Raw genomic sequence first — 23,350 nt, forward strand, 5'->3', positions numbered from 1 at the left:
TGTTTCTTTCGTTGCAGCCCGCTATTCGGTCGCTTCGGGCTTAGGCGTCTCTTCCAGGTATCGCTCGCCGTGGCCGGCCTCGCGCACAGTGAAGTTCTCTTCCATGTACTCCATGGCCGCGGCATCAACCGGACCCGGAGGCGTGACGGGGTCGTCGATGTTGGTGCGGTCCGCGTCGCCGTAGACCTGGGCGAGGCCCTTGGCATCCGGAGTGACTTCGCCGGGCGAAAGCACTTCTTCGTCCCGTGACACGCGGCCCTCGTTGTCCGAGTTCTCTTTCCGTTCCTGACTCATGGTTCTCCTTCGCTCAGGGCAAGGTGCGCCCGGTTCCAGCTAACCACTCCAGCACCGGAAGGTGGAGGGAATCCGGCAAATTTATCCCCTGCTTGTTGCGTCGAACCATTGTCGACAGGATTTTTGCCCCAACGTGTGCGTGTCTATTCATCGCTTTGGTATCCGGCAGGAAACTGGATGTCGCCGGGATTCCCGAGGAGATGTATGTCAACGTCGTTACGCTGGCAGAGCTGCATGCGGGTGTTTACGCCGCGAAAGATACGGGTCCGGTTGCGGTATCGGCTGGCGGAAGCCTGCAGGAGGATCAATGTCAATGACCTTTGGATTGCCGCCGTTGCATTGGCCAACGGATTGCCAGTGGCCACCCAGGACCGGGACTACGGCGCACTCGATGGTCTCGGGGGCCCAGATTGTCATCCAGGTTTAGGCGACGCTCGTAACGCCGCGGTCCCGCGGCCGGCGCCGTTTTTTGTGCTTTGGTTTTCAAAGCCGTAAGTTCCGCCCTGTCTGGCGGTGTTGGGCTCTGGCGTGCGGTGATAAAGTCAGACAAGTATGCCGTCCCGCCGTTGTCGCTGCGGGGCAGGCCGCCGATCCGTCGCAGGGCGTCTCGGCCCCGGAATTTCACTGCCGGTAAGCCGGCTTGGGGCGTTGCCGTCCCGCCATTGCAGAATCACATAGAGATCGGATCCCATGACTAGGACTTCACGCCACTCCGCGCCTGCTGGAAAGCAGACACCGCCGAAGCTCGACAAGGGCGCCATGCGCATCGTGTCGCTGGGCGGGCTGGAGGAGATCGGCCGCAATATGACCGTGTTCGAATACGGCGGCAAGCTGCTGATTGTCGACTGCGGCGTGCTGTTCCCGGAGGAGCACCACCCGGGCGTGGACCTGATCCTGCCCGACTTCTCCTACCTGCGCGACCGGCTGAACGACATCGTTGGCATTGTGCTGACGCACGGGCACGAGGACCACATCGGCGGCGTGCCGTACCTGCTGAAGGAACGCTCGGACATCCCCCTGATCTCGGCGAAGCTGACGCTGGCGTTCATCAAGACCAAGCTGCAGGAACACCGGATCACCGCCAAGACCGTGCAGGTCAAGGAGGGCGACCGGAAGAAGTTCGGTCCGTTCGAGCTGGAGTTCCTCGCCGTGAACCACTCCATCCCCGACGGTCTCGCCGTGGCCATCCGCACCGGCGCCGGACTGGTGCTGGCAACGGGCGACTTCAAGATGGACCAGTTCCCGCTGGACGGCCGGATCACCGACCTCGCCGGTTTTGCCCGGCTGGGCGAGGAGGGCGTGGACCTGTTCCTGCCCGACTCCACCAACGCCGACGTCCCCGGGTTCCAGATCTCCGAGCAGGACCTGGCTCCCGCGATCGACGAGGTGTTCCGCACGGCGCCGCGCCGGATCATCGTCTCCAGCTTCGCCAGCCACATCCACCGCATCCAGCAGGTTATCGACGCCGCCCACCTGTACGGGCGGAAGGTGGCCTTTGTGGGCCGCTCGATGGTCCGCAACATGAAGACGGCGCGCGAGCTCGGGTACCTGAACGTGCCGCGCGGCATGCTGGTGGACTTCAAGGAACTGGACAAGATGGCACCCACGAAGGCCGTGCTGATTTGCACGGGCTCGCAGGGCGAACCGATGGCGGCACTGGCACGCATGGCGAGCCAGGACCACATGATCGACCTGACCGAGGGCGACACCGTCCTGCTGGCCAGCTCTTTGATCCCGGGCAACGAGACCTCCATCTACCGGCTGATCAACGACCTGACCAAGCTCGGCGCCAATGTGGTGCACAAGGGCAACGCCAAGGTCCACGTCTCCGGCCACGCCAGCGCCGGCGAGCTGGTCTACTGCTACAACCTGGTGCGCCCGCGCAACGTGATGCCGGTGCACGGCGAGCACCGCCACCTGAAGGCCAATGCCGAGCTGGCTGTCCGCACGGGTGTGGACCCGAAGAAGGCCCTGGTGGTCGAGGACGGCACCACTATTGACCTGAAGGACGGCGTGGCCCGCGTGTCCGGCCAGGTCAAGGCGGACTACGTGTACGTGGAGAACATGATTGCCGGCGCCGCGACCGAGGAATCCCTGCAGGACCGCATCCGGTTGGCCGAAGACGGCGCGGTCACCGTGCTGGCGATCGTCAACCCGGACACCGGGAAGCTGGAGGAGGACCCCGAGTTCTTCCCGGTCGGCTTTGCCCCGGCGGACGGCGAGCTGGAGAAGGCCACCGGCATCATCGAGAAGACGCTCGCCGGGCTCAAGGGCGACAGGACCGGCCCGGGTGCCGAGAAGGCGATCGCCGAGGCACTGCTGCGCTGGTCCGACCGCCAGCTGCGGCGCAAGCCCGTGGTCACCGTGGTGATCGTCGAGGCCTGATCCGAATCAGAGCATGTGAAAACGCCCGGCCGGGATAACTCGGCCGGGCGTTTTTGCGTGACGGGGAAGGCTGCCGCTGTGGACTACCGCTTGGAAGCCCGGTAACCAGCCTTCTGTGCCGCTGATGTCGTAGCGAAGCAGATCTCAGGGTTGGTCCGGTTGTAGAACGCGCCGCCCGGGACGTGATAGATCCCGCTGGATTCGTTGCCCTTGATGGGAGCCCAGGACGGGCAGGTGGTACCGGCTGGAACCACGGAAGTCCGCTGCTTCACGCGCACGGATTTCTTGTACGAAACGACTGACTTCTGCTTGCTGGTCGGAGCCACCTTCGCCCACCACAGCCCGGACCGGGACGTCCGCACCTTCGTGGAGAACTGCCCCTTGGTATTTCCCGCCACGGTCTTCACTTTGTAGGCCTTGGCTGCGCCAGCGGGGTCGAAATAGATTTCTACCTTCGGCTTCGCGTAGCTGGCCCATTTACTGCCGGCCTTGCGCTGCACCGTTCCCTTGAGAGTGAAGGATTGGCTCTTGTAAACGGACGTCGGCGCCGTGAAGTTCACAACCCGTGTGGCTGCCGCGGCGGCTTCGGCCGGCGCGGCGGCGACACTGGCGCCGCCGAAGGTCACTGCTACCGCTAAAAAGAGCGCGCAAAGGCGCCTGAACTTGTTCATATTTCCCCCAACGGAAAGTTTTGATGTAACGAACAATCAAAGGATAGCGTCAGCGGGCACTGAATTGTGATGACAGTAATCGGGGAGCCATAATGCATCCCGCGCTCTCCCGTGAGGTGTGCGTCGGAACATGACCTGCTGTGACGCAGCATGTCCTTTCTTTGAGCAGCCAGCCGTCATTGCGACATCTAAATCCCCTCCAGCGTCTTCATATTGGTTGAATCGGATCAGCCATCCAGAGCGGCCGAGAGACCTGGCTCGTCGACGCCGCAGCAAATTTCGTGGATTCCCTCCACGAATAGTGCTTCCGCCAGGACCGATGGAGATCTCACGATTCGGGCCGCACCATGGCGCCGTGTCCAAGCGGCCAGGTTCGTCGATTTCTTCACTATCTAGAAATTGAAGGAACGCGACACATGGTCCATACAGACATCGAATCCACCCCCCGGGGCGCCGAACGCCGGTTCCCCAACCTGCTCTTCAAAGGCGCCGGCTTTGCAGTCGCCGCAGCATTGCTCGTCACCGGCTGCTCGCTGAAGGAGCCGGTCCCGCAGTCCGGCGGCGCCGCCGGCGGTACAGGCGGAGACCCAGCGGCGGCCGCCGTTGCCCCGGCCGAAGAGGTTGATCTTGCCAATGCTCCCTCCCTGGAGGGCAAAACCATCGGCATTGCAGCGAAGGACATCGTGCACGACTTCAGCCGCGTGGTCTACGAGGAACTGCAGGCGAGCATCGAGGAGCGCGGCGGCGAGGTGATTGCCACCCAGGCCGAGGCCAAGGACGGCAAGCACGTCACCGACGTCGAAAATCTTGTCACGCAGCGCCCCGACGCCATCGTGGTGATCCTGGGCGACGCGCAGACCCTCACCCCCGCCCTCAAGAAGGTCGACGACGCCGGCATCCCGCTCTTCACCGTGGACTTCCAATCGGAATACAGCGCCAACAACGTCACCAGCGACAACTGGGTGATCGGCTCCACGCTGGCCCGAACGCTCGCCGAGGACATCGGCGGCGAAGGCAAGATCCTGGCATTCAACGGCTTCCCCGGCGTGGCCCCGTGCCGCATCCGGTACAGCGAACTGGAGGTTGTGCTCGAGGACTATCCCGAGATCGAGATCCTGCAGCCCGAACTGCAGGACAAGTACGAGGGAACCATCGAGGACGCCAAGAAGCAGATCCAGGACCAGTTGCGCCGGCTGCCCGAGGGCGAAGTCGACGCTGTCTGGAGCTGCTGGGACATTCCGCTGATCGGCGCCGCGCAGGCGATCGATGCAGCTGGCCGGGACGACATCAAGCTCTACGGCGTCGACGCCGAACCCGGCGCGCTGGACCTGATCGCAGATCCTTCCAGCTCCTACCAGTTCACCGTGGCCCAACAGACCAAGGCCATGGCCGCGAAGTCGGCTGAGAACGTGGCGCTGTTCCTCGGTGGCCGCGAAGCCGACGTACCCAACACCAGCTACCTGACCCCGGTGTTCGTCGACAAGTCCAACGTGAACCAGGTGCGCAGTGAACTCGGCATCTAAGACCCCGCTGCTCGCAATGCGGGCCATCAACAAGTCCTTCGGCGCCGCCCAGGTCCTTGGCGACGTGGACCTGTCCCTCGACTCCGGCGAGATCCTGGGCCTCGTGGGCGAGAACGGCGCCGGCAAGTCCACACTGATCAAAATCCTCACGGGACTCTACACGGCCGACGGCGGCACCATCCTCATCGACGGCCAGCCCGTTTCCATCGACAAGCCGGCCGCCGCCGAAGCCCTCGGAATCCACGTCATCCACCAGGACCGGCATCTCGCCGGCCGGCTGACGGTCGCCGAACAGCTGTACCTCGGCCAGTCCTCGCTGGGACGGGGCTGGATCCAATCCCGGAAGCTTGAGGCCCAGGCTGCCAGCGACATCTTCCGGACCACCGGACAGAGGATCGACACGTCGCGGCTGGTCGACGAGCTTACCGTGGCCCAGCAGCAGTTGATCCAGATTACGCGGGCCGTGCTGTCCGAGCCCCGCGTGCTGATTCTGGACGAGCCCACCGCACCGCTGGCCGCCCGCGAGGTGGAGCAGCTCTTCGGTACGCTCCGGAAGCTGCAGTCCCACGACGTGGGCATCATCTATATTTCCCATTACCTGCAGGAGCTCAGGGACATCACGGCACGGATCACCGTGCTGCGCAACGGGCGCAATGCCGGCGACGTCGACCTCCGCGACGGCGGCAGTCTGGACGGCGTCGTGGAGCTGATGGTCGGCCGCAAGGTGGTCGAATTCGACCACGCGCGGACCCCGCGCAAGCCGCAGGGCAATGAACCCGCTCTGAGCGTCCGTGGACTGAGTGTGTCGCGTGCGCTGGAAGGTGTGGACCTGGAGGTCAGGCCCGGCGAGGTGGTCGCGGTGACCGGCCTTGTCGGCTCCGGAGTGGACGTGCTGGCCGACGCCGTCACCGGCATTTCCAAGCGCCGGGGCGACGTGGCGTTGAAGGGCAAGCCTGTTCGCGCCATTGCGGACTTCATCGCCCGCGGAGGCGCCTATGTCCCGTCCAACCGGCGGCGGGACGGCGTCTTCGTGCGCAACACGGTCCAGGAGAATATCTCGGCGGCCAGCCTGAAGCGCGTCTCGCGGTGGCTGGGGTTCGTCTCCCCGGGCCTGGAACGGAAACTATCCGCCGGGCTCATCGAGCAGCTTGATGTCCGGCCGGCCGACGGAGCGGCCGTCGCGGGAAGCCTATCCGGCGGCAACCAGCAGAAGGTCGTGCTGGCCAAATGGCTCGCCACAAATCCCTCGGTTCTGGTCCTCGACCAGCCAACCTCGGGGGTCGACGTCGGCAGCCGCTCGCAGATCTACGCACAGATCAACGAACTGGTTGATGCCGGCGCCGCCGTGCTGGTGGTGACCGTGGACCTGGAAGAACTGGTCGGGATCGCGGACCGGACCCTGGTCCTTTACCGCGGCAAGGTCGCGGCCGAGCTCGCGGGTTCCGACGTCACCACCGACCGCATCCTGGAGATCGCCTCCGGGGCGGCCGCCACCGAGAATACGAGGGAGGCCGCATGAGCGCCGCCACGCTGGAAGAATCCGCACAGGCAGGACCCGACACCCCTCGACGGACGCGTCCCGCATTGATCACCTGGGCGGGCTACGGCATGGTGCTGCTGGTCCTGGCCCTCTTCGCCATCGGCTCACCGCATTTCCTGCAATGGTCCAACCTGGCCTCGGTGCTGAACCAGGCCGCGGTCTTCGCCGTCGCGGGAATCGGACTGGCCATTGTCATCATCACCGGCGGGGACGACGTCCTCGAGGGAGGCATCGACCTCTCCCTTGGCGCCGTCGCGGGCCTGGCCGGAACCGTGACCGCGGTCGCCGTCGGTGCCGGGGCCGGAGTTCCGGTTGCCGTCCTGGGGGGACTGGCGGTCGCCGCCGCGATCGGAGCGGCGAACGGTGCTGCCGTCGTCCTCGGTCTCCGGCCCCTGCTGGCCACCTTGGCGACCATGGGCATCGCCACGTCGCTGGAACTCGTCGTGAGCGAGAACCTCAAGGTCGCATTGGAGGGGAGCCTCTTCCTGTGGCTGCGGCAAGGCAGCGTGCTCGGCCTGCCCGCCGCGGTCGTGCTGCTGGTGCTCGTGGCAGCCGCAGCCTGGTGGGCTCTTGGCAGGACGGCGTGGGGCGTGAACAGCTACGCGGTCGGGCAGAACGCCACCGCAGCGTCCGTCGCCGGACTCGATCCCGCACGCTACCGCTTCTTCAGCTACGTCATCAGCAGCCTGCTCGGCGGCATCGCGGGCGTGCTGCTCGCCTCGAGGCTCTCGGCCGCCGTGCCGGGGATCGGCGCGCAGATCCTGCTGGACATCATCCTGGTCGCCTACATGTCCACCGTGTTCTCCCGCCGGCTGGTGGTCAACATCCCGGGAACCGTCGTTGCGGCGGTCTTCGTGGCCGGACTGGCCAACGGCCTGACCCTCCTGGGGGTCGCCAGCCAGTGGATCGGCGCCGCGAAGGGCGTGCTGATCCTGCTTGTACTCGCAGTTGTGGTCGTCCGAGGAAGGAGCGCCGACAAATGACGCTGACCCAGCATCAACCTGTCCGGAATCCGCGCAAGGCGCCCGGTTCCGAAGGCTCGAAGAATTACGACGGCGCCGCCGCCCGGGCATCGCAGGTCCTGCCGCGCCTTATCGCCCCGGTGGCCCTGGCCGGCATCCTGCTGACCTTCAGCCTCCTCTCGCCCAACTTCCTGGTTCCCGGAAACCTCCTGAGCGTGCTCAGCCAGATGGCCATCCTGGCCCTGGTGGCGGTCGGCCTGACCGTCGTCGTGCGGGCCGGCGGCATCGACCTGTCGATCGGCGTTGCCCTGGACCTGGCGGCGCTGGGGGCCGCGGCACTCATCGCCGATGGCTACCGCGCCTGGGTGGCCATCGCCGTCGGACTATTCTTCGGGCTGCTCGTCGGCGCCGTGAACGCGGCCCTCATCGTAGGCCTGAAGATCCCGCCGTTCCTGGCCACGCTCAGTGTCTGGTTCATCGGCACCAGCGTCCAGCAGTTGCTGACGGGCGGCGGCGCCCCGATCTATCTGTCCACGCCCCGCGTGCCGATCGAGTTCGCGCTGCTGGGCCGCGGCTACGTGCTGGACCTGGACGGCGTGGTGCTGACAGTGGCCATCGTGGCCGTCGTCGTTGCTGTGCTCCTGGGCCTGACCCGGTGGGGGCGTGCGGTCACCCTGGCGGGCGAGCAGCCGACCGCGGCACGCATCTCCGGCCTGCGGGTCAACCGGTTGAGCGTCAGCGCCTACCTGCTTTGCTCCCTGGTGGCAGCCTTCGCCGGCGTCATCCTCGCCGCGCGGACCAACGGGTTCGTGCCCGGCAGTGGACAGGCCTATCTGATGGACGCCATCGGCGCCGTCTTCATCGGCGCGACGTTGAGCAGGTTCGGCCGTGTGTCGGTGCCTGGCACGCTGGTGGGTGTGCTGATCTTCGGCCTGCTCAGCAACGGCATGAACCTCATCGGCCTGTCCTTCTTCTGGCAGGGACTGGGACGTGGAATCGTCCTGCTGGCCATCCTGCTCCTCGGCGTTCTGCTGGCCCGAAATTCCGGCCGGCCCGGCCCGTTCGGACGCCTCCTCACTCCGGCCGCCGCACCTCGACAGAAAGCCGACTAGCCATGGCACAACGCATCAGCCTCAACGCCTTCGACATGACCACTCCCACGCACCAGAGCCCCGGGCTGTGGCAGCATCCGGAGAACCGCGCCCATACGTACAACACCCTGGAGTACTGGACGGACCTGGCGCAGACGCTGGAACGCGGCACGTTCGACGCCCTGTTCCTGGCCGACGTGCTGGGGATCTACGATGTCTACAAAAACTCGTCGGCACCCGCGCTGCTCGACGCCGACCAGGTTCCCTTGAACGATCCGTTCATGCAGATCTCCGCGATGGCCACGGTCACGAAGAACCTCGGCTTCGCGGTCACCAGCGCACTGACCTACGAGCAGCCCTACGCGCTGGCCCGTAAGTTCTCATCGCTGGACCACCTCACCCGCGGGCGCATCGGCTGGAACGTGGTGACCAGCTACCTCGAGTCGGCGGCGCGCAACCTCGGCATGACCCGCCAGCTCGGACACGACGACCGCTATGACCTGGCCGAAGAGTTCATGGACGTGGTGTACAAGCTGTGGGAGGGCTCCTGGGAAGAAGGCGCCGTGCTTCTGGACCGGGAGCGGGGTATCTACACCGACCCGTCCAAGGTCCACCCGATCAACCACCACGGCGAATACTTCGACGTGCCGGGCATCCACCTCTCCGAGCCGTCCCTGCAGCGGACACCCGCGATCTTCCAGGCCGGCGCTTCGCCGCGCGGCCGGGCCTTCGGAGCGAAGCATGCCGAGGGCATTTTCCTGAACTCGATCCGGCCGGAGATCACCCGCAAGGCCACGGACGCCACCCGGGACGCGTTCGAGGCCGCCGGCCGACCACGGAATGCCGGGAAGTTCTACGCGCTGGTGACGGCCGTCGTCGCCGATTCGGACGCAGAGGCGGAGAAACTGCACCGCGAGTACCAGTCCTACTCCTCCCGCGAGGGCGCCATGACCTTCTACGGCGGTTGGTCCGGCCTCGACCTGTCGCGCTACGCCGGCGAGGAGGAACTGAAATACCTGGACACCAACGCCGCACGCTCCGCCCTTTCCATCTTCACGACGGCGGATCCTGAGCGTTCCTGGACGCCGAATTCGGTTGCCGACTACCTGGGTGTCGGCGGAATCGGGCCCGTGCTGGTCGGTTCACCGGAAACGGTTGCCGACGAGATCGAACGCTGGGTGGACGTGGCGGGACTGGACGGCATCAACCTGGCCTACGCCATCACCCCGGGCTCGTTCGAGCAGTTCGTCGACCTGGTGGTTCCGGAGCTCCGCAAGCGTGGCCGCGTCTGGGAAGACTACGAAGGCTCGACCCTGCGCGAATACCTTGCCGGGCCGGGCAACGCCCGGGTCGCTGACAACCATCCGGCAGCGGCATACCGCGGAGCCTACGCCGGGTCGCCGAGCGCGGCCGATTCGGCTGCCACCAGTACACCCGAAGCCATTCTCGGCGCCCGCTGACCAGGACACGAAGGAAGAACTATGAACACGACTGATACCTTGACCCGCACACCCTGGGCCGGAACGGCCGACGACGCCGAACTCGAGCACTGGCGGGGCGTTGCACAATCCGTGGCCGACCAGCTGGCTGTCGACGTCCTGGAGCGGGACCGGGCCAACCTGCAGCCGGTCGCTGAAGCACAGCTGCTGCGCTCTTCGGGCCTGCTTAACTTGCTGGTTCCTGCCGAATTCGGCGGGGGAGGGGGACACTTCGAGGCTGCGTTCGAAACCGTCCGCGTCCTCGCCACGGTGGACGGCTCCATCTCGCAGCTGCTGGCCTACCACTACTTCAACCAGGCCTGCATCGGGTTCTACGCCGACCCGGCCAGGCAGGCCGCCTGGTGGCGCCGTACCGTGGAGGGCGGCTGGCTCTGGGGCGACTCGGTCAACCCCGTGGACCCGACCCTGATCCTGAGCCCGGAGGGCGAAGGCTACCGGCTCAACGGCCTCAAGCGGTTCTCCACCGGCTCCGGTGTAGGCGACGTGATCATCATCAACGCCGCGATCGAGGGCGGCGCCGATCACAGCAAGGTCCTCGCCTTCGTTCTGGAAACGTCCCGGGAAGGCCTCGAGCTCGTGGATGACTGGGACAACCTCGGCCAGCGGCTGACTGGTTCCGGCTCCGTGAAGTACACCAACGTGCCGGTTCACCCGTCGGACATCCTCGGTGAGGTCACAGACGAGCCCATCTCCACGCTTCTCACGCCCGGCGTCCAGCTCGGCTTCGCCAACTTCTACCTCGGGGTAGCCCAGGGTGCGTTGCGGCAGGGCCGCGAGATCCTGCTTGCCCGCAAGAACTCCTGGTTCCTCTCGGGCGCCGAAACCTACGCTCACGACCCGGTATTCCAGCGTGTCCTCGGCGAACTGAAGGCCCGCACGGCTGCCGTCGAAGCTCTCGCCGAGAAGCTCAACCGGCGCTACGACCGCGAGGTCGCCCGCTCCGCCAGCCTGAGTGTGCAGCAGCGTGGCGAATTCGCCGTCGCCATTGCGGAGCTCAAGGTGGTGGCCACGGAGATCGGCATCGAGGTCTCCAACCGGATCTACGAGGTGACCGGGGCCAGCTCGACCAAGAGCTCCGTTGGCCTGGACCTGTTCTGGCGCAATGTGCGGACACATTCACTGCATGATCCCGTGGACTACAAGAAGATCGAGGTTGCCGCCTACTACCTGCACGGCGAACTTCAGCCGCTGTCCCTCTATACGTAGCCGTAGACGGGGGCACATCTTTGAAGGGTGGGAGGGTTCGATCAACCCTCCCACCCTTCGCGGTCCACTCACCGCCGTTCGGACAGGCGCACTGCCAGCAGCCCGCCGACGGCGAAGGCCAGGGTCGCAGCGAGGACGAGGAGCAGCGGCGCCGACCAGCCGCCTGTCACCGAGTTGAGCCAGCCAGCCAGGGGTGGCGCGCACGTGGCCGCCAGGTAACCGCCGGACTGGATGCGGGCAGAGGCCGAGGCCGCCTCCTTGTCGCTGCGGGTGATGCGCGGGATCAGCGAAAAGATGGCGGTGAAGCCGCCGCCCTGGGCAACGCCGCCGATGATCGACCAGAGTGCGTAGGCTTCCGGCGCGATGAGCAGCCCGATCGGCAACGTGATCCAGCAGAGCCCGATCACCGCGACCGGAATCCACGTGCGGGTCCGCGCCGCCAGCAGCGGCACGCCGAACGCGCCCGCGATGGCGGCAACCTGGAACAGCGAGGCGGTGGCACCTGAGGCGGCCAGGCCGAGCCCCCGCGTCTCGGACAGTAACAGCGGCAGCCACGCGGTGGTGGCATAGTAGGCGCCGGACTGACCGCAGAACGCCAGGATCAGCAAGCCGACGATCCGCCGGTTGCGGTTTCCGGCAGTCGCCGCCCCGGGGCCGTCCGAAGCGGGTCCCGCCGTCGTTCGCTTGGTTGCCGTCCCCGCTGACACGGACTTCGCGGCATCTGCCCGGGCGCCGAACTGCCGCCGTCCCCACACCAACCAGTAGGCCAAGCCCGCCGCGATGACCACGCCCCACGAAGCGATAGCCCACCGCCAGCCGAAGAGTGCCGCGAGCGGCGCGGTGCCGAGCAGGGTGGCCATCGAGCCGACGTTCATCGCAGCCGAGTACGCGCCCGTGACCGTCGATACCTGCCGCCATGACACGTCGCGCCGGATGATGACCGGCACCACGATATTGCCCAGCGTCATGGCGATGCCGATGAGCGCTGTCCCTGCCAGTACAACGACGGCGGGGCCGGCCGAGCGGATGATCGTTCCGGCAAGCACGCCTGCCAGGCAAAGGACGACGGTTGCCTCCGGGCCGAAGCGGCGGATGGTGCGGGTGGCCAGCGGGGTGGCCAGGGCGAAGAGCAGCACCGGAAGCCCGGTGAGCAGGCCGGCGCCGATGGCGTTGAGGCCGGTGTCGGCCCGGATATCGCTGATCACCGCCGTCGGGGCGATGATCGGGGCGCGCAGGCTCAGGGCCAGGACCACAATCCCGGTGATCACCCAGGGCAGGGCGGGGCGAGCGGCAGATGGGCGGTGCGTAGGAGTCTCCTTGGCGTTGGCGTTGGCGTTGGCGTTGGCGCTGGTGGGTGTGGGCGTCGGCGCCGCGGGCGGGGCTATCCGGGTCCATCAAAACCATATGCCACGCGGGACCGGGAACGCCTTCCCTGCCGCCGCGGGTGGCGCTAGCCTCAAGATGTGAACCCTGATGAACTGGCCAACCTGGCCCATCTGCGCCGTGCGCGGGACCTGATCGACCGGGACTACGCGCGGCCGCTCGATGTGCCGACTATGGCGGCCAGGGCGCTGATGTCGCCGGCCCATTTTTCCCGCCGGTTCAAGGCCGCGTACGGCGAGACGCCCTACAACTACCTGATGACCCGGCGGATCGAGCGGGCCATGGCGCTGCTGCGCTCCGGCATGAGCGTCACCGATGCATGCATGACGGTGGGATGTACATCGCTGGGCTCGTTCAGCACGCGCTTCACCGAAATGGTGGGGGAGACCCCGAGCGCCTACCGCGGCCGCGAGCACGACGCGATGGAGGCGATGCCGCAGTGCATCGCCAAGCTGCTGACCCGGCCTCCGCGGTTCGGATCGAGCAGGATCGAAGAAGCGGCTGGCGCGGCACGGACGTAGCTTGGCTACATGACTATTTCACTTCAGTACTGCCAAATCACCGTCAACGATCCCGAAGAGTCCCTTCCGTTCTATCGCGACGGTCTGGGACTGGAAGTCCGGAACGATGTGTCCGGCAACGGCTTCCGCTGGGTCACCCTCGGCAGCGGGGAGGCGCCCGCCGCCGAGGTTGTGCTGTCCGCACCGCACGCCGGCCGCTCCCAGGCCGACGGCGACATCCTCCAGGAACTGCTGGTCAAGGGCGTCCTGCCGATCATTGTGTTCCGGACCGACGACCTGGACGCCGCCTTCGAGAAGCTGGTGGCTGCCGGGGCCGAGGTCCTGCAGGAGCCGATGGAGCAGCAGTGGGGACCGCGCGACTGTGCGTTCCGGGACCCCTCCGGCAACACCGTGCGGATCACGCAGAACGCCTAACCTTCCCCCTCCTAAAGCGGCGGCCGTCCACAAAAGGTGGGCGGCCGCCGTCGCCGTAAATCAGACGGGGAGGCCGAGCATGTGGGCGCTTGCTTCCCAGTGCCGCCGGACGAGGTTGTTGTCGGCGGCCTGCGGATTGGTCCGGCTGATCCGGCGGCGGTCGCTGTAGTAGCGGCCGGATTCCCAGTCCGTGCCGGGCATGCCGGTGCAGAAGTAGGCGAGGTTGGCGCCGCCGCGCTCGGGCGTGATGAGGAAGCGGCTGAGCGCGGTCCGATAGACGTGGCGGAGGTAGCTGGTGGTCTCCGCGGCGAAGTTGGTGGCGACATTTCCGGGATGGAACGCGACCGTGGAAAGGCCTTGGGCGCTGTAGCGCTGATGCAGGCCGCGGGTGAAGAGGATGTTGGCGAGCTTGCTGTTGCCGTAGGCCTTGTTCGGCGTGAAACCGTTCCAAGTGTTCGGGTCGTCAATGTTGATCCGGCCGAAGAGCTTGGCCGCGATGCTTGAGGTGTTGACAATGCTGGCGCGGCTGTCGAGCAGGACGTCGAGCAGTTCGTGCGTGAGCAGGAATGGCGCCAGGTGGTTGACCTGGAACGTCTTCTCGAACCCGTCGCCGGTGCGTTCGGGGCCGGTGAAAAGCCCGCCGGCGTTGTTGGCCAGGACATCGATGCGCGGGTAGTTTGCCTTCAGTGTTTTGGCGAGGGTGCGGACCTGATGGAGGTCCTGGAAGTCGGCGGTGAACCAGTCCGCGCCCAGCGGCTTGGCGACGTGTTCGGTCTTCTCCGGGGACCGCCCGACGAGGACTACCTTGTCGCCCTGGGCATGCAGGATCTGGGCGGCGGCTGCGCCGATGCCGTCGCTCGCGCCGGTGATAACGATGGTCTTCGGTGCGGTCATGCGCGTTCTCCTTGGCAGAGGTGGCAGGGACTTCTCTCCTTAACCGTAAAGCCAAGCGCCGCCGTCGTTATCCGGTTTTGGAACCGTGGCCGGCGCAACGTTGGTAGGTTGAGCGTGTCAGGCGCCCTTCCGGGTGCTCGGGCGCTGCGGATCCCTGCGGCGTGCAGCAGAAAGGAACGATAGGTATGGCACAGTTCGACGGCAAGGTCGCTCTTGTTACCGGCGGCGGTTCCGGAATCGGTGAGGCAATCAGCAAGGAACTCGCCGCCAAGGGCGCCAGCGTGGTGGTCACTGACATCAACCTGGACGCAGCAGAACGGGTTGTGAAGGAGATTTCCGACGGCGGCGGCACGGCTTCCGCAGTACAGCAGGACACTGCGCGCAAGGAGGACTCCGAAAAGGTGGTCCGTCACGCTGTGGACACCTACGGGGCGCTGCACTACGCGGTCAACAACGCGGGCATCGGCGGCAAGCAGGCTCCGGCGGGCGAGACCGACCTGGAGGAGTGGGACAAGGTCATCGACATCAACCTCAACGGCGTGCTCTATGGCATGCGCTACCAGATCCCCGAGATGCTTAAGGCCGGCGGCGAGAACTCCGCGATCGTCAACATGGCCTCCATCCACGGCTCGGTCGCGGCCCTCGGCAATGGTGCGTACACCGCCGCGAAGCACGGGGTAGTCGGCCTCACCAAAAACGCGGCGGCCGAATACGGACCGCAGGGCCTGCGCATCAACTCCGTCGGTCCCGGCTACATCAACACTCCGCTGGTTCGGAACAGCCTGAGTGAAGACATCCGCAAGGCACTCGAAGGCAAGCACGCTCTCGGCCGTCTGGGCACGTCCGAGGAGGTCGCCCACCTGGTGAGCTTCCTCCTCTCGGAGGATGCCTCGTTCATGACCGGAGGGTACTACCTGGTCGACGGCGGCTACACCGCGGTCTAGGGCGTAGCTCGCGCCGGACGAAGTCCTACGGCAGCCGGTTGGGCCGTGGCCGCACGGCCTCGCCGGCCTGCTCGGGTTCGAGCGGCACAGGGCTGAGCAGCACGGCCGGTCCGCGGTGGAGGATACCGTCCGACAGCGCCTGGCAGCGGATTCCTCCTCGACCACGCATAGCGGCGTGCGCGCCGGGCGCCAGCATCCGGTCCATCCAAACACAGGGGTGGGCAGGGCGGCCGCCGCGGAGGCGTACGACGTCGCCGCGTGACTCGAGCGCGAATTCCTCACCGACCAGCGGGGCCAACTGGGCGCCCCTGAGGACCACGTTGCGGCGGGTCAGGAGCGGGTCGAAGGGCGGGACGCCGAGGTCCGTGGCGATGCTTTCGAGGGATTCGACGGCCATGAGGGTGACGGCCGCGTCCATATGCGCAGCCTTGCCGAAAAACCTGTCCCCGACGATGCCCTTGCCGGCCACCAGCTCGATCCGGCCGGCATCTTCCGTCAGGACGTCCGCGGCGCCGTCCCTGGCCCGGCCAAAGTAGGCATGTTCCGGTGATACGAGAAGATGCAGGACCTCTACCGGGTACTTGTAAATTGCCGTCACGCCATCACGCTCTCCCTAGCTGCTACCGCCAGCATATTCTTTGGCGCAAGTGGGAGGGCTGATCCTCAGCCACCGCACGGCCAGTGGCCTGCGGTTTGGGATTTGGAAGTATGTTAGAACAAACCATTGACACGGGGGCCTTCCCGTTCGAGGATTAACGCACCAAAGCGACCCGGGAAAGCACTCACAAGTGCCTCCGAATTTCCTGCTTCCGTCAGAGTGCCGTGCCCTACCGGATTGCCACTCTCGGTACACTCCCAAGTTTCTTTACGAGGTGCACCATGCAATCAGAACAGTCACTCATCGAAATCAATATTGGCAACCCGGCCACGTTCCACGACGAACTTGAAGCGGCTGTCGCCACTGTCCAGGCCGAGGCGACCAGCAGGAGGCAGGGCATCCTGGTCACGCGGCACAGTTACACCCGCTTTACGGTGGGGACGAGCCACGAAGTGCCGTTCCGCACCACCATGGAACGCTGCCTTTGACAATAGGTCTGATAAACGTTGGAAGCCCTTCGGCAGAGTGGATCCGGTACCGCACCTTTGGTGCGTGACTGGGCTCCGATGGTGTTCCGGAGCCAGGTATGAATGAGCATAAAGGCCTGGCCCTGGCATTGGAATGCCTTGTCGAGGCGCCGCGCCCACAGGTCTTTAGCCTCCTGTCCGAACCGGAATGGCTGGCGAAATGGTGGGGGCCTGCCGGCTTCACCCTGCCGGCGGCAACGACGGACTTTCGGGTGGGCGGAAGCTACCGCTTCTCGATGCAGCCGCCCGAGGGGGAGTTGTTCCACCTGGCAGGCGAGTTTCTTGAGATCGAGCCTCCGGTCCGCCTCGTCTACACCTTTCGTTGGGAGGAGCCCGCACCTGACGACAGGCAGACCGTCGTCGTACTTTTGTTGGAGGAGGAGGCGAACGCCACGCGCATCTTTCTTGAACAACGTTCTTTTGCGACTGAGGAACGCCTCGAGCTGCACCGGGCGGGCTGGACGGAGTCTTTCGCGAAATTGCGCGAACTTCTTTCCTCTCTGCAATAAGGTGAGTGCATGCCCGAGATGCCCGAAGTGCAGGGACTCGTTGACTTCCTGCGGCTGAAACTCATCCCGCCCGGCGCCCCGCCGGCCACGATCGCGCAGGTGGAGGTGCTTTCCTTCTCGGTGCTGAAAACCGCGGACGTCCCGCTGGACGCCCTCAGCGCCGAGCCGCTGTCCGGCGTCGAGCGGCGCGGCAAGTTCATTGTCCTGACTGCCGGAGGCGTGCACCTGGTCATGCATCTGGCCAAGGCCGGGTGGCTCCGCTGGTCGGACGCGCTGAAACCGGGGCCCCTGCGGCCGGGCAAGGGGCCGATGGCGCTGCGCGTGCGGTTCGCGGCCGAGGGTGAAGAGAAGCCGGGGGGGTTTGATCTGACTGAAGCCGGCACGAAGAAGTCCCTGGCTGTCTACGTAGTCAAAGATCCCCTCGACGTGCCGGGCATCGCGCGGCTGGGGCCGGACGCGCTCGACGTCGACTACGCAACTTTCGCAGAGATCGTCACCTCGCACCGTGGCCAGATCAAGGGCCTGCTGCGGGACCAGTCCGCGATCGCCGGCATCGGCAACGCCTACAGCGACGAAATCCTGCACGCAGCGCACCTGTCCCCATTCGCCAACGCCGCCAAGCTTGATCCCGACGAGGTGACGAGGCTGTTCGAGGCCATGCACGCTGTGCTGGAGCACGCGATTGCCAGCGCTTCGGGCCGACCCGCCGCCGAACTGAAGGACTCTAAACGGAAAGCGATGCAGGTGCATGCGCGCACGGGCGAAGCCTGTCCGGTGTGCGGGGACACCATCCGGGAAGTGTCCTTTGCGGATTCCTCGCTGCAGTACTGTCCTACGTGCCAGACCGGGGGGAAGCTGCTGGCGGACCGAAGGACGTCGAAGTTCCTCAAATGAGTCGCGGTCTGCGCATCGTCGCGGCGCAGGTGCTCGCGCGGTAGCCGTAGGCTGGAATCCGAGAGGCGAGTAACGGGGAGGGTGGAATGTTAGAGACGACGGTGGCCGAGGTGATGGGCGAGCTGGCCGCGCTGGAGGATCCGAAAATGCGCGCGGCAAACGAGAAGCGCGGCGACGACCACGGCGTGAACCTCAGCAAGTTGCGGGCAGTCGCGAAGCGGCTGAAGACGCAGCAGGACCTCGCCCACGAGCTCTGGGCGACGGACAACACCGCGGCGCGGCTGTTGGCCCTGCTGATCTGCCGGCCAAAGGCCTTCGAGCAGGACGAGTTGGACACCATGCTGCGCGAGTCACGCGCACCCAAGGTGCACGACTGGCTGGTGAACTACGTGGTCAAGAAGAGTCCGCACGCCGAGGAGCTGCGCGTGAAGTGGACCGCGGATGCGGATCCGGTGGCCGCGAGTGCCGGCTGGGCGCTGACCACCGAGCGGGTAGCGAAGAAGCCCGAGGGGCTCGACCTTCCCGGGCTGCTCGACACGATCGAGGCGGAGATGAAGGACGCGCCGGACCGCCTGCAGTGGGCGATGAATCACTGCCTGGCGCAGATCGGGATCGAGCATCCGGAACACCGTGCCCGCGCGCTGGACATCGGCGAACGCCTGGAAGTGCTCAAGGACTACCCGACGCCGCCGAATTGCACCTCGCCCTTCGCGCCGAGCTGGATCAACGAGATGGTGCGTCGGCAAACCTCCGCCTGAGGTGACGGACGCCTGCAAGGCGGGCACCGCCGTCGTTGGTCAGCTGGCGGTCGCCCGTTCGGTGGAGCCGCGGACGATCAGCGAGCTCTCCAAAGTGAGCTGGGGCTGCTCCAAGTCGCGGCCTTCGATCAGGCCGCGCAACTGTTCGCCGGCCTTGAGGCCCAGGCGTGCCGCGGGCAGGTGGACGCTGGTGAGGCCTGGGTTGCTGGTGGCGGAGTAGGGCAGGTCGTCGAAGCCGGCGACGGCGAGCTCGTCAGGGATCCGCACGCCGGCAACGCGGGCTTCTTGCAGCACGCCGTACGCGTGGGTGTCGGTGGCGCAGACGACGGCGGTGACGCCCGCCTGCTGCCACTGCGGCCAGGCGGCGGCAAACGCCTCGGCTGAGGCGCCGACGTCGATCGTGGTGCTGATTCGGTGTGTCGGATTCACGGTCATCCCCCGCTCGGCCGCCGCCTCCAGGAAGGCGCTCCGGCGGATAGCGAACGTGGCCGTTCCGGTGACGCTGTCCAGATAGGCCACGCGCTGGTGACCGGAAGCGGCCAGATGCGCCGCTAGTTCGCGCGCGCCGTGGGCGACGTCGAGGTTGACTGCCGGCGCGTAGGCCTCCAGTCCGGGCGCGTCGAGCAGCACCATGGGGCCGGTGGTAGAGAGGTCTTCGAGGAACGCGGCATCGGGGGCGTCCACCAGCAGGCCGGCCGGGCGCAGGGCGAGGATCCGCCGGATGTCATCGGCGCGCGGGAATTCACCGGCCTCGGTGACGGAGAGCAGCAGCTGGAAGTCCGCGCCGAGCGACTCGCGGACGCCGGCGATGACCTTGGCGAAGAACGGGTTGGAAATGTCCGGCGCCACCAGGACCACGATGGAACTCACGCCCCTCGCCAGCGAACTGCCGACGCTGTCCACTACATAGCCGAGCTCGGCGATCGCCTGCCGGACCCGGGAGATGTTGTCTTCGGAGACCCTGCCGCGCGTCTTGCCGTTGGCCACCAGGGAAACTGTCGCCGTGGAGACGCCGGCGCGTGCCGCCACCATCGCCGCGGTCACCCGCCGACCGGGAGGCAACGGCTGCTTCAAAGGGCGGGCGGAATCCATGTGCCCATGATAAGCACGTCCAAGCACAGCCAAGCACGTCCAAGCACTGCAAGGCATCAAGCGCTTGACGGTGTATCACGTCAAGCGTTTGACGTTAACGCCGGTGAAGTGTCACACTTCCTGTGACTGAATCCCGCCGCGGCGGGCCCCGATGACGTGGAGAGAAAACATGGACGCCACTTCCGTGACCCCTGGACCGAAAAAGATCATCCTGGACTGCGATCCCGGGCACGACGACGCCGTGGCGCTGCTCCTGGCCCACGGCAATCCGGAAATCGAGCTGCTCGCCGTGACCACGGTGGTCGGCAACCAGACCCTGGCCAAGGTCACCAAGAACGCCCTGGCCGTGGGCACCATCGCCGGCATCACCGGTGTCCCGTTCGCCGCCGGCTGCGACCGCCCGCTGGTGCGCACCATCGAAACCGCGCCGGACATCCACGGCGAGTCCGGCATGGACGGCCCAGCCCAGCCGGAGTCCACCATTGAACTGGACCCGCGCCACGCCGTCGATCTCATCATCGACACGGTCATGGCGCACGAGCCGGGCACGGTGACCCTGGTCCCGACCGGCGGCCTGACCAACATCGCGATGGCAGCACGCAAGGAGCCGCGCATCGTCGAGCGGGTCAAGGAGGTTGTCCTGATGGGCGGCGGCTACCACGTGGGCAACTGGTCCGCCGTGGCCGAATTCAACATCATCATCGACCCCGAGGCCGCGCACATCGTCTTCAACGAGAAGTGGCCCGTGGTCATGGTAGGGCTGGACCTCACGCACCAGGCGCTGGCCACCCCGGAGGTCGTCGCGCAGATCGAAGCCGTCGGCACCGGCCCGGCCCGTTTTGTCCGCGAGCTGATGGACTTCTTCGCGCAGACCTACAAGGACGCGCAGGGCTTCGACTTCCCGCCGGTCCACGATCCGTGCGCCGTCGCATATGTCATCGACCCCAGCGTCATGACCACCCGCAAGGTGCCCGTGGACATCGAGCTGCAGGGCAAGCTGACCCTCGGCATGACCGTCGCGGACTTCCGCGCCCCCGCACCGGCGGACTGCCACACATCCGTGGCAGTTGACCTGGACCGCACCAAGTTCTGGAACCTGGTTACCGATGCGCTGGTCCGGATCGGCGAGGTGGACCTCGGCACACCCGTCAACACCAGTACGACGGCGGCCCCCGCCTCCGCGGCGCCCGTCACCATGGGGGTGGCCGCGAAATGAGCGCCGTTCTCGACGAAACCAAGACCACCCGCGGCGGTACCACCGCCCTGATGGTCGCCCTGCTGACGGCCTGCGTGGCCTTCCAGCTGAACGCCTCCATGCTCAGCCCCGCCTTGGTCACCATGGGCGAGGAACTGCAGACCGACCAGGCCTCCATCGGCCTGTCCCAGACCTGGTTCTTCACCACCGCCGCGCTGTTCTCGCTGTTCCTGCCCCGGCTGAGCGACATCGTCGGACGCAAGCGGATCCTCGTCGGCATGATGTTGCTGACCGCTGCCGGCTCCGTGATCGCCGCGCTGGCTCCGGACGTCACCTGGCTCTTCGTGGGCCGAATCATCCAGGGCGTCAGCGGCCCCACCGTGCCGCTGTGCCTGATCATGCTGCGCACCGCCGTGCCCAACCTGAAGACTTACGGCACGTTGATGGGCGTCATCCTCGCGGTCAACGGCGGCGTGGCCGGCGTCGATTCCTTCCTCGGCGGCTACATGGCCGAGCACTACGGCTTCCGCAGCATCTTCTGGTTCATGGTGGTCCTCGGTGTGATCGCCGCGGTCCTCGTCGCTGTGCTGACGCCCGAGAGCAAGCCGCAGGCCGGAACCCGGATGGACTGGACCGGCGTCGTCTTTATCGTGGTCGCCGTCGGCGCCCTGCTCACCGCCCTGAATGAGGCCGCCAAGCTGGTGGGCGCGTTCTCCATGGGCACGCTATTCCTCTCGCTGGTCCTGATCGCCGTGGCCGCCGCCGCCTTCGCCGCCTTCTGGGCCACCGAAAAGCGCACCAAGCAGCCGATGGTCGAGATTGTCCACCTGCGCCAGCGCTCCACCTGGGCCCCGCTGCTGACCACGGTCCTGACCATGACCGGCATCTTCGCCGTCATCAACGGGATTGTCCCCGCCTACGTGCAGGCCGCCGCCCCCGGCTTCGGCATCGGCCCCACCGAAACGGCGTTGCTCATCCTGACCCCGTACGCGCTGCTGGGCTGGGTCTTCGGCCCGATCAGCGGCCGCCTCGCGCCGGTCCTTGGCTACACCAACGTGCTGCGCATCGGCATGATCGGCAGCATCGTCTCGCTGCTCATCATCGTGCTGTTCGGCCTGGACAGCCTGCCGCTGATGGTCGCCGGCACCGCGCTGCTCGGCATCATGTACGCCGGCACCGCGAACATCATGCTCAACGGGCTCGGCGTGGTGCTCTCGCCCCCGGGCAACCCCGGCTTCCTGCCCGGCATGAACGCGGGCGCCTTCAACCTCGGCGCCGGGCTGAGCTTCCTGGTGCTGCCTGCGGTGCTCGTGGGCACCTCGGCCCTGGGCGACCGCGGCTCCTACCTCACGGTGGTGGTGGTCGGCCTGGTCATCACGGTCGCGGCCTTCGCCGCCTCGCTGCTGATCCCCAAACCCGTCGACGCCGAGGTGGCAAAGTGAATCAGCAGCCCGGACGCATCGTCGTCGTTGGTTCGCTGAATGCGGACCTGACCATCTACACCGAGCGGTTGCCCAACCCGGGCGAGACCCTGCACGGCGAAGGTTTCGCCGTGAATCCGGGTGGCAAGAGCGCCAACCAGGCGGTGGCCGCGGGCCGGCTGGGCGCAGACGTCGCCCTGATCGGCGCCGTGGGCCAGGACGCCAACGGGGACATGTTGCTGGCTTCCGCGGCGGGGGCTGGCGTGGACGTTTCCCGGGTGCGACGCGCTGCCGATGTGGCAACCGGCGTCGCCGTCATTACCGTGGACGCCGCGGGTGAGAACAGCATCGTCATTTCTGCGGGTGCCAATGGCACTGTGGCTCCGGTCGACGTCACGGCCGCGAAGAATGTTTTCGACGGCGCGGCCGTGGTCTGCCTGTGTCTCGAGGTCGGTTTGGGGGCCGTGGAAGCGGCAGCAAAAGCAGGGCACGACGCCGGAGCAACAGTGCTGCTCAACCTCTCGCCTTATGCGCCGGTGCCGCAGAGCCTGGCCGACGCCAGCGACGTGCTGCTGGTGAACGCACACGAAGCGTCGCAGTTCCTTGACGGCGCGGACATGCCCGGACCTGTTGCGGACGCCGCCGCCTGGGAGCGGGTGCGGCTGAAGTTTGCGGAGCATGGGCTGGAGCGGGCCGTGGTCACGCTTGGTGCCCACGGCTCCGTGGTGCTGGACTCGCAGGCCGACGATGGCCGGCGGATCACACGGATCGCCCCCACCAAGGTCGACGCCGTGGACACCACCGGCGCCGGCGATGCCTTCACCGGATCCCTCGCCGCACGGCTTGCCGCGGGGGAGACACTGGCCGAGGCTGCCGCCTTCGCCTCAGTCGCCGCGGCCCTCGCCGCGACGAAAAAGGGAACCCAGGCCGCGTATCCGCGGCTCGAAGAAGTGGAGCGGATGCGGTCAGCATCCTGAAGCAGGGGTTCGGGAACTGAACCACAACGAACGGCGGGGCGCACCGAATGGT

General features: G+C 66.5%; 23 protein-coding genes. 17 read left to right on the plus strand and 6 right to left on the minus strand.

From position 1 onward, the window contains the following. Positions 1-21: 21 nt before the first annotated feature. Positions 22-294: a hypothetical protein gene (locus J5251_RS05900; RefSeq protein ID WP_139004043.1), complete on the minus strand. Its 273-nt coding sequence runs from the start codon at positions 292-294 to the stop codon at positions 22-24. Between the two features lie 690 nt (positions 295-984). On the opposite strand from J5251_RS05900, the gene J5251_RS05905 reads away from it, so the two are divergent. Beyond that, a complete protein-coding gene (locus J5251_RS05905; RefSeq protein ID WP_431188533.1) occupies positions 985-2,679 on the plus strand; it encodes a ribonuclease J in 1,695 nt (564 codons plus the stop codon). An 83-nt stretch (positions 2,680-2,762) separates the two neighbouring features. Here J5251_RS05905 and J5251_RS05910 read toward each other — a convergent pair whose 3' ends face one another. Further along, on the minus strand, positions 2,763-3,350 hold the full coding sequence (locus tag J5251_RS05910; RefSeq protein WP_208575480.1) for a sunset domain-containing protein: 588 nt from the start codon (positions 3,348-3,350) through the stop codon (positions 2,763-2,765). Between the two features lie 416 nt (positions 3,351-3,766). On the opposite strand from J5251_RS05910, the gene J5251_RS05915 reads away from it, so the two are divergent. The 6 genes from J5251_RS05915 to J5251_RS05940 are packed head-to-tail and all read left to right on the plus strand — an operon-like array spanning position 3,767 to position 11,171. Beyond that, on the plus strand, positions 3,767-4,873 hold the full coding sequence (locus J5251_RS05915) for a substrate-binding domain-containing protein (protein WP_208575481.1): 1,107 nt from the start codon (positions 3,767-3,769) through the stop codon (positions 4,871-4,873). Beyond that, a complete protein-coding gene (locus J5251_RS05920; protein ID WP_208575482.1) occupies positions 4,857-6,392 on the plus strand; it encodes a sugar ABC transporter ATP-binding protein in 1,536 nt (511 codons plus the stop codon). The genes J5251_RS05915 and J5251_RS05920 overlap by 17 nt, the downstream gene beginning before the upstream one ends. Beyond that, positions 6,389-7,396: an ABC transporter permease gene (locus tag J5251_RS05925; protein ID WP_208575483.1), complete on the plus strand. Its 1,008-nt coding sequence runs from the start codon at positions 6,389-6,391 to the stop codon at positions 7,394-7,396. The genes J5251_RS05920 and J5251_RS05925 overlap by 4 nt, the downstream gene beginning before the upstream one ends. Continuing rightward, complete coding sequence (locus tag J5251_RS05930; protein WP_208575484.1) at positions 7,393-8,487, plus strand: ABC transporter permease; 1,095 nt, start codon at positions 7,393-7,395, stop codon at positions 8,485-8,487. Before J5251_RS05925 ends, J5251_RS05930 begins: the two co-directional genes overlap by 4 nt. A 2-nt stretch (positions 8,488-8,489) precedes the next feature. Further along, the gene (locus tag J5251_RS05935) at positions 8,490-9,926 is read left to right on the plus strand and encodes an LLM class flavin-dependent oxidoreductase (RefSeq protein ID WP_208575485.1); all 1,437 of its coding nucleotides are present in this window, start codon (positions 8,490-8,492) and stop codon (positions 9,924-9,926) included. A 21-nt stretch (positions 9,927-9,947) separates the two neighbouring features. After that, positions 9,948-11,171, plus strand: coding sequence for an acyl-CoA dehydrogenase family protein (locus tag J5251_RS05940; RefSeq protein ID WP_208575486.1), 1,224 nt, complete (start codon positions 9,948-9,950; stop codon positions 11,169-11,171). A gap of 68 nt (positions 11,172-11,239) precedes the next feature. Here the strand turns inward: J5251_RS05940 and J5251_RS05945 are convergent, their stop codons facing one another. Continuing rightward, entirely contained in the window at positions 11,240-12,448 is a 1,209-nt protein-coding gene (locus J5251_RS05945) for an MFS transporter (protein ID WP_208576059.1), read from the minus strand. 186 nt (positions 12,449-12,634) lie between these two features. Here J5251_RS05945 and J5251_RS05950 point away from each other — a divergent pair, with 186 nt between their 5' ends. Both J5251_RS05950 and J5251_RS05955 read left to right on the plus strand, forming a co-directional pair. Then, a complete protein-coding gene (locus J5251_RS05950; protein WP_208575487.1) occupies positions 12,635-13,075 on the plus strand; it encodes a helix-turn-helix transcriptional regulator in 441 nt (146 codons plus the stop codon). Between the two features lie 9 nt (positions 13,076-13,084). Next, a complete protein-coding gene (locus J5251_RS05955) occupies positions 13,085-13,489 on the plus strand; it encodes a VOC family protein (RefSeq protein WP_208575488.1) in 405 nt (134 codons plus the stop codon). A 60-nt stretch (positions 13,490-13,549) separates the two neighbouring features. On the opposite strand, the gene J5251_RS05960 is transcribed toward J5251_RS05955, so the two are convergent. Next, on the minus strand, positions 13,550-14,383 hold the full coding sequence (locus tag J5251_RS05960) for an SDR family NAD(P)-dependent oxidoreductase (RefSeq protein ID WP_208575489.1): 834 nt from the start codon (positions 14,381-14,383) through the stop codon (positions 13,550-13,552). A 185-nt stretch (positions 14,384-14,568) separates the two neighbouring features. Between J5251_RS05960 and J5251_RS05965 the strand changes: the two genes are divergently transcribed. Continuing rightward, on the plus strand, positions 14,569-15,327 hold the full coding sequence (locus J5251_RS05965; protein ID WP_208575490.1) for an SDR family NAD(P)-dependent oxidoreductase: 759 nt from the start codon (positions 14,569-14,571) through the stop codon (positions 15,325-15,327). Between the two features lie 25 nt (positions 15,328-15,352). On the opposite strand, the gene J5251_RS05970 is transcribed toward J5251_RS05965, so the two are convergent. Then, complete coding sequence (locus J5251_RS05970) at positions 15,353-15,925, minus strand: MOSC domain-containing protein (protein WP_208575491.1); 573 nt, start codon at positions 15,923-15,925, stop codon at positions 15,353-15,355. Between the two features lie 281 nt (positions 15,926-16,206). On the opposite strand from J5251_RS05970, the gene J5251_RS05975 reads away from it, so the two are divergent. From J5251_RS05975 to J5251_RS05990, 4 genes are all read left to right on the plus strand, one after another. Next, entirely contained in the window at positions 16,207-16,413 is a 207-nt protein-coding gene (locus J5251_RS05975; protein ID WP_208575492.1) for a hypothetical protein, read from the plus strand. Positions 16,414-16,511: 98 nt separating this feature from the next. Beyond that, positions 16,512-16,961, plus strand: a complete 450-nt coding sequence (locus J5251_RS05980) for an SRPBCC family protein (RefSeq protein WP_208575493.1) — start codon at positions 16,512-16,514, stop codon at positions 16,959-16,961. Positions 16,962-16,970: 9 nt separating this feature from the next. Further along, entirely contained in the window at positions 16,971-17,855 is an 885-nt protein-coding gene (locus tag J5251_RS05985; protein ID WP_208575494.1) for a DNA-formamidopyrimidine glycosylase family protein, read from the plus strand. An 86-nt stretch (positions 17,856-17,941) separates the two neighbouring features. Further along, the gene (locus tag J5251_RS05990; RefSeq protein ID WP_208575495.1) at positions 17,942-18,613 is read left to right on the plus strand and encodes a DNA alkylation repair protein; all 672 of its coding nucleotides are present in this window, start codon (positions 17,942-17,944) and stop codon (positions 18,611-18,613) included. 39 nt (positions 18,614-18,652) lie between these two features. On the opposite strand, the gene J5251_RS05995 is transcribed toward J5251_RS05990, so the two are convergent. Further along, positions 18,653-19,645, minus strand: a complete 993-nt coding sequence (locus J5251_RS05995; protein WP_208576060.1) for a LacI family DNA-binding transcriptional regulator — start codon at positions 19,643-19,645, stop codon at positions 18,653-18,655. Positions 19,646-19,874: 229 nt separating this feature from the next. On the opposite strand from J5251_RS05995, the gene J5251_RS06000 reads away from it, so the two are divergent. From J5251_RS06000 to J5251_RS06010, 3 genes are read left to right on the plus strand one after another with little or no spacing between them, the layout of a single operon-like run. Then, positions 19,875-20,921 (plus strand): nucleoside hydrolase, encoded by a 1,047-nt coding sequence (locus J5251_RS06000; protein WP_208575496.1) that lies wholly within the window; start codon positions 19,875-19,877, stop codon positions 20,919-20,921. Further along, entirely contained in the window at positions 20,918-22,342 is a 1,425-nt protein-coding gene (locus tag J5251_RS06005; RefSeq protein WP_208575497.1) for an MFS transporter, read from the plus strand. Before J5251_RS06000 ends, J5251_RS06005 begins: the two co-directional genes overlap by 4 nt. Continuing rightward, positions 22,339-23,298: a ribokinase gene (locus tag J5251_RS06010; protein ID WP_208575498.1), complete on the plus strand. Its 960-nt coding sequence runs from the start codon at positions 22,339-22,341 to the stop codon at positions 23,296-23,298. Before J5251_RS06005 ends, J5251_RS06010 begins: the two co-directional genes overlap by 4 nt. Positions 23,299-23,350 lie beyond the last annotated feature (52 nt).

It is taken from the genome of Arthrobacter crystallopoietes (assembly GCF_017603825.1).
GTDB classification, from domain to species: domain Bacteria; phylum Actinomycetota; class Actinomycetes; order Actinomycetales; family Micrococcaceae; genus Crystallibacter; species Crystallibacter crystallopoietes_B.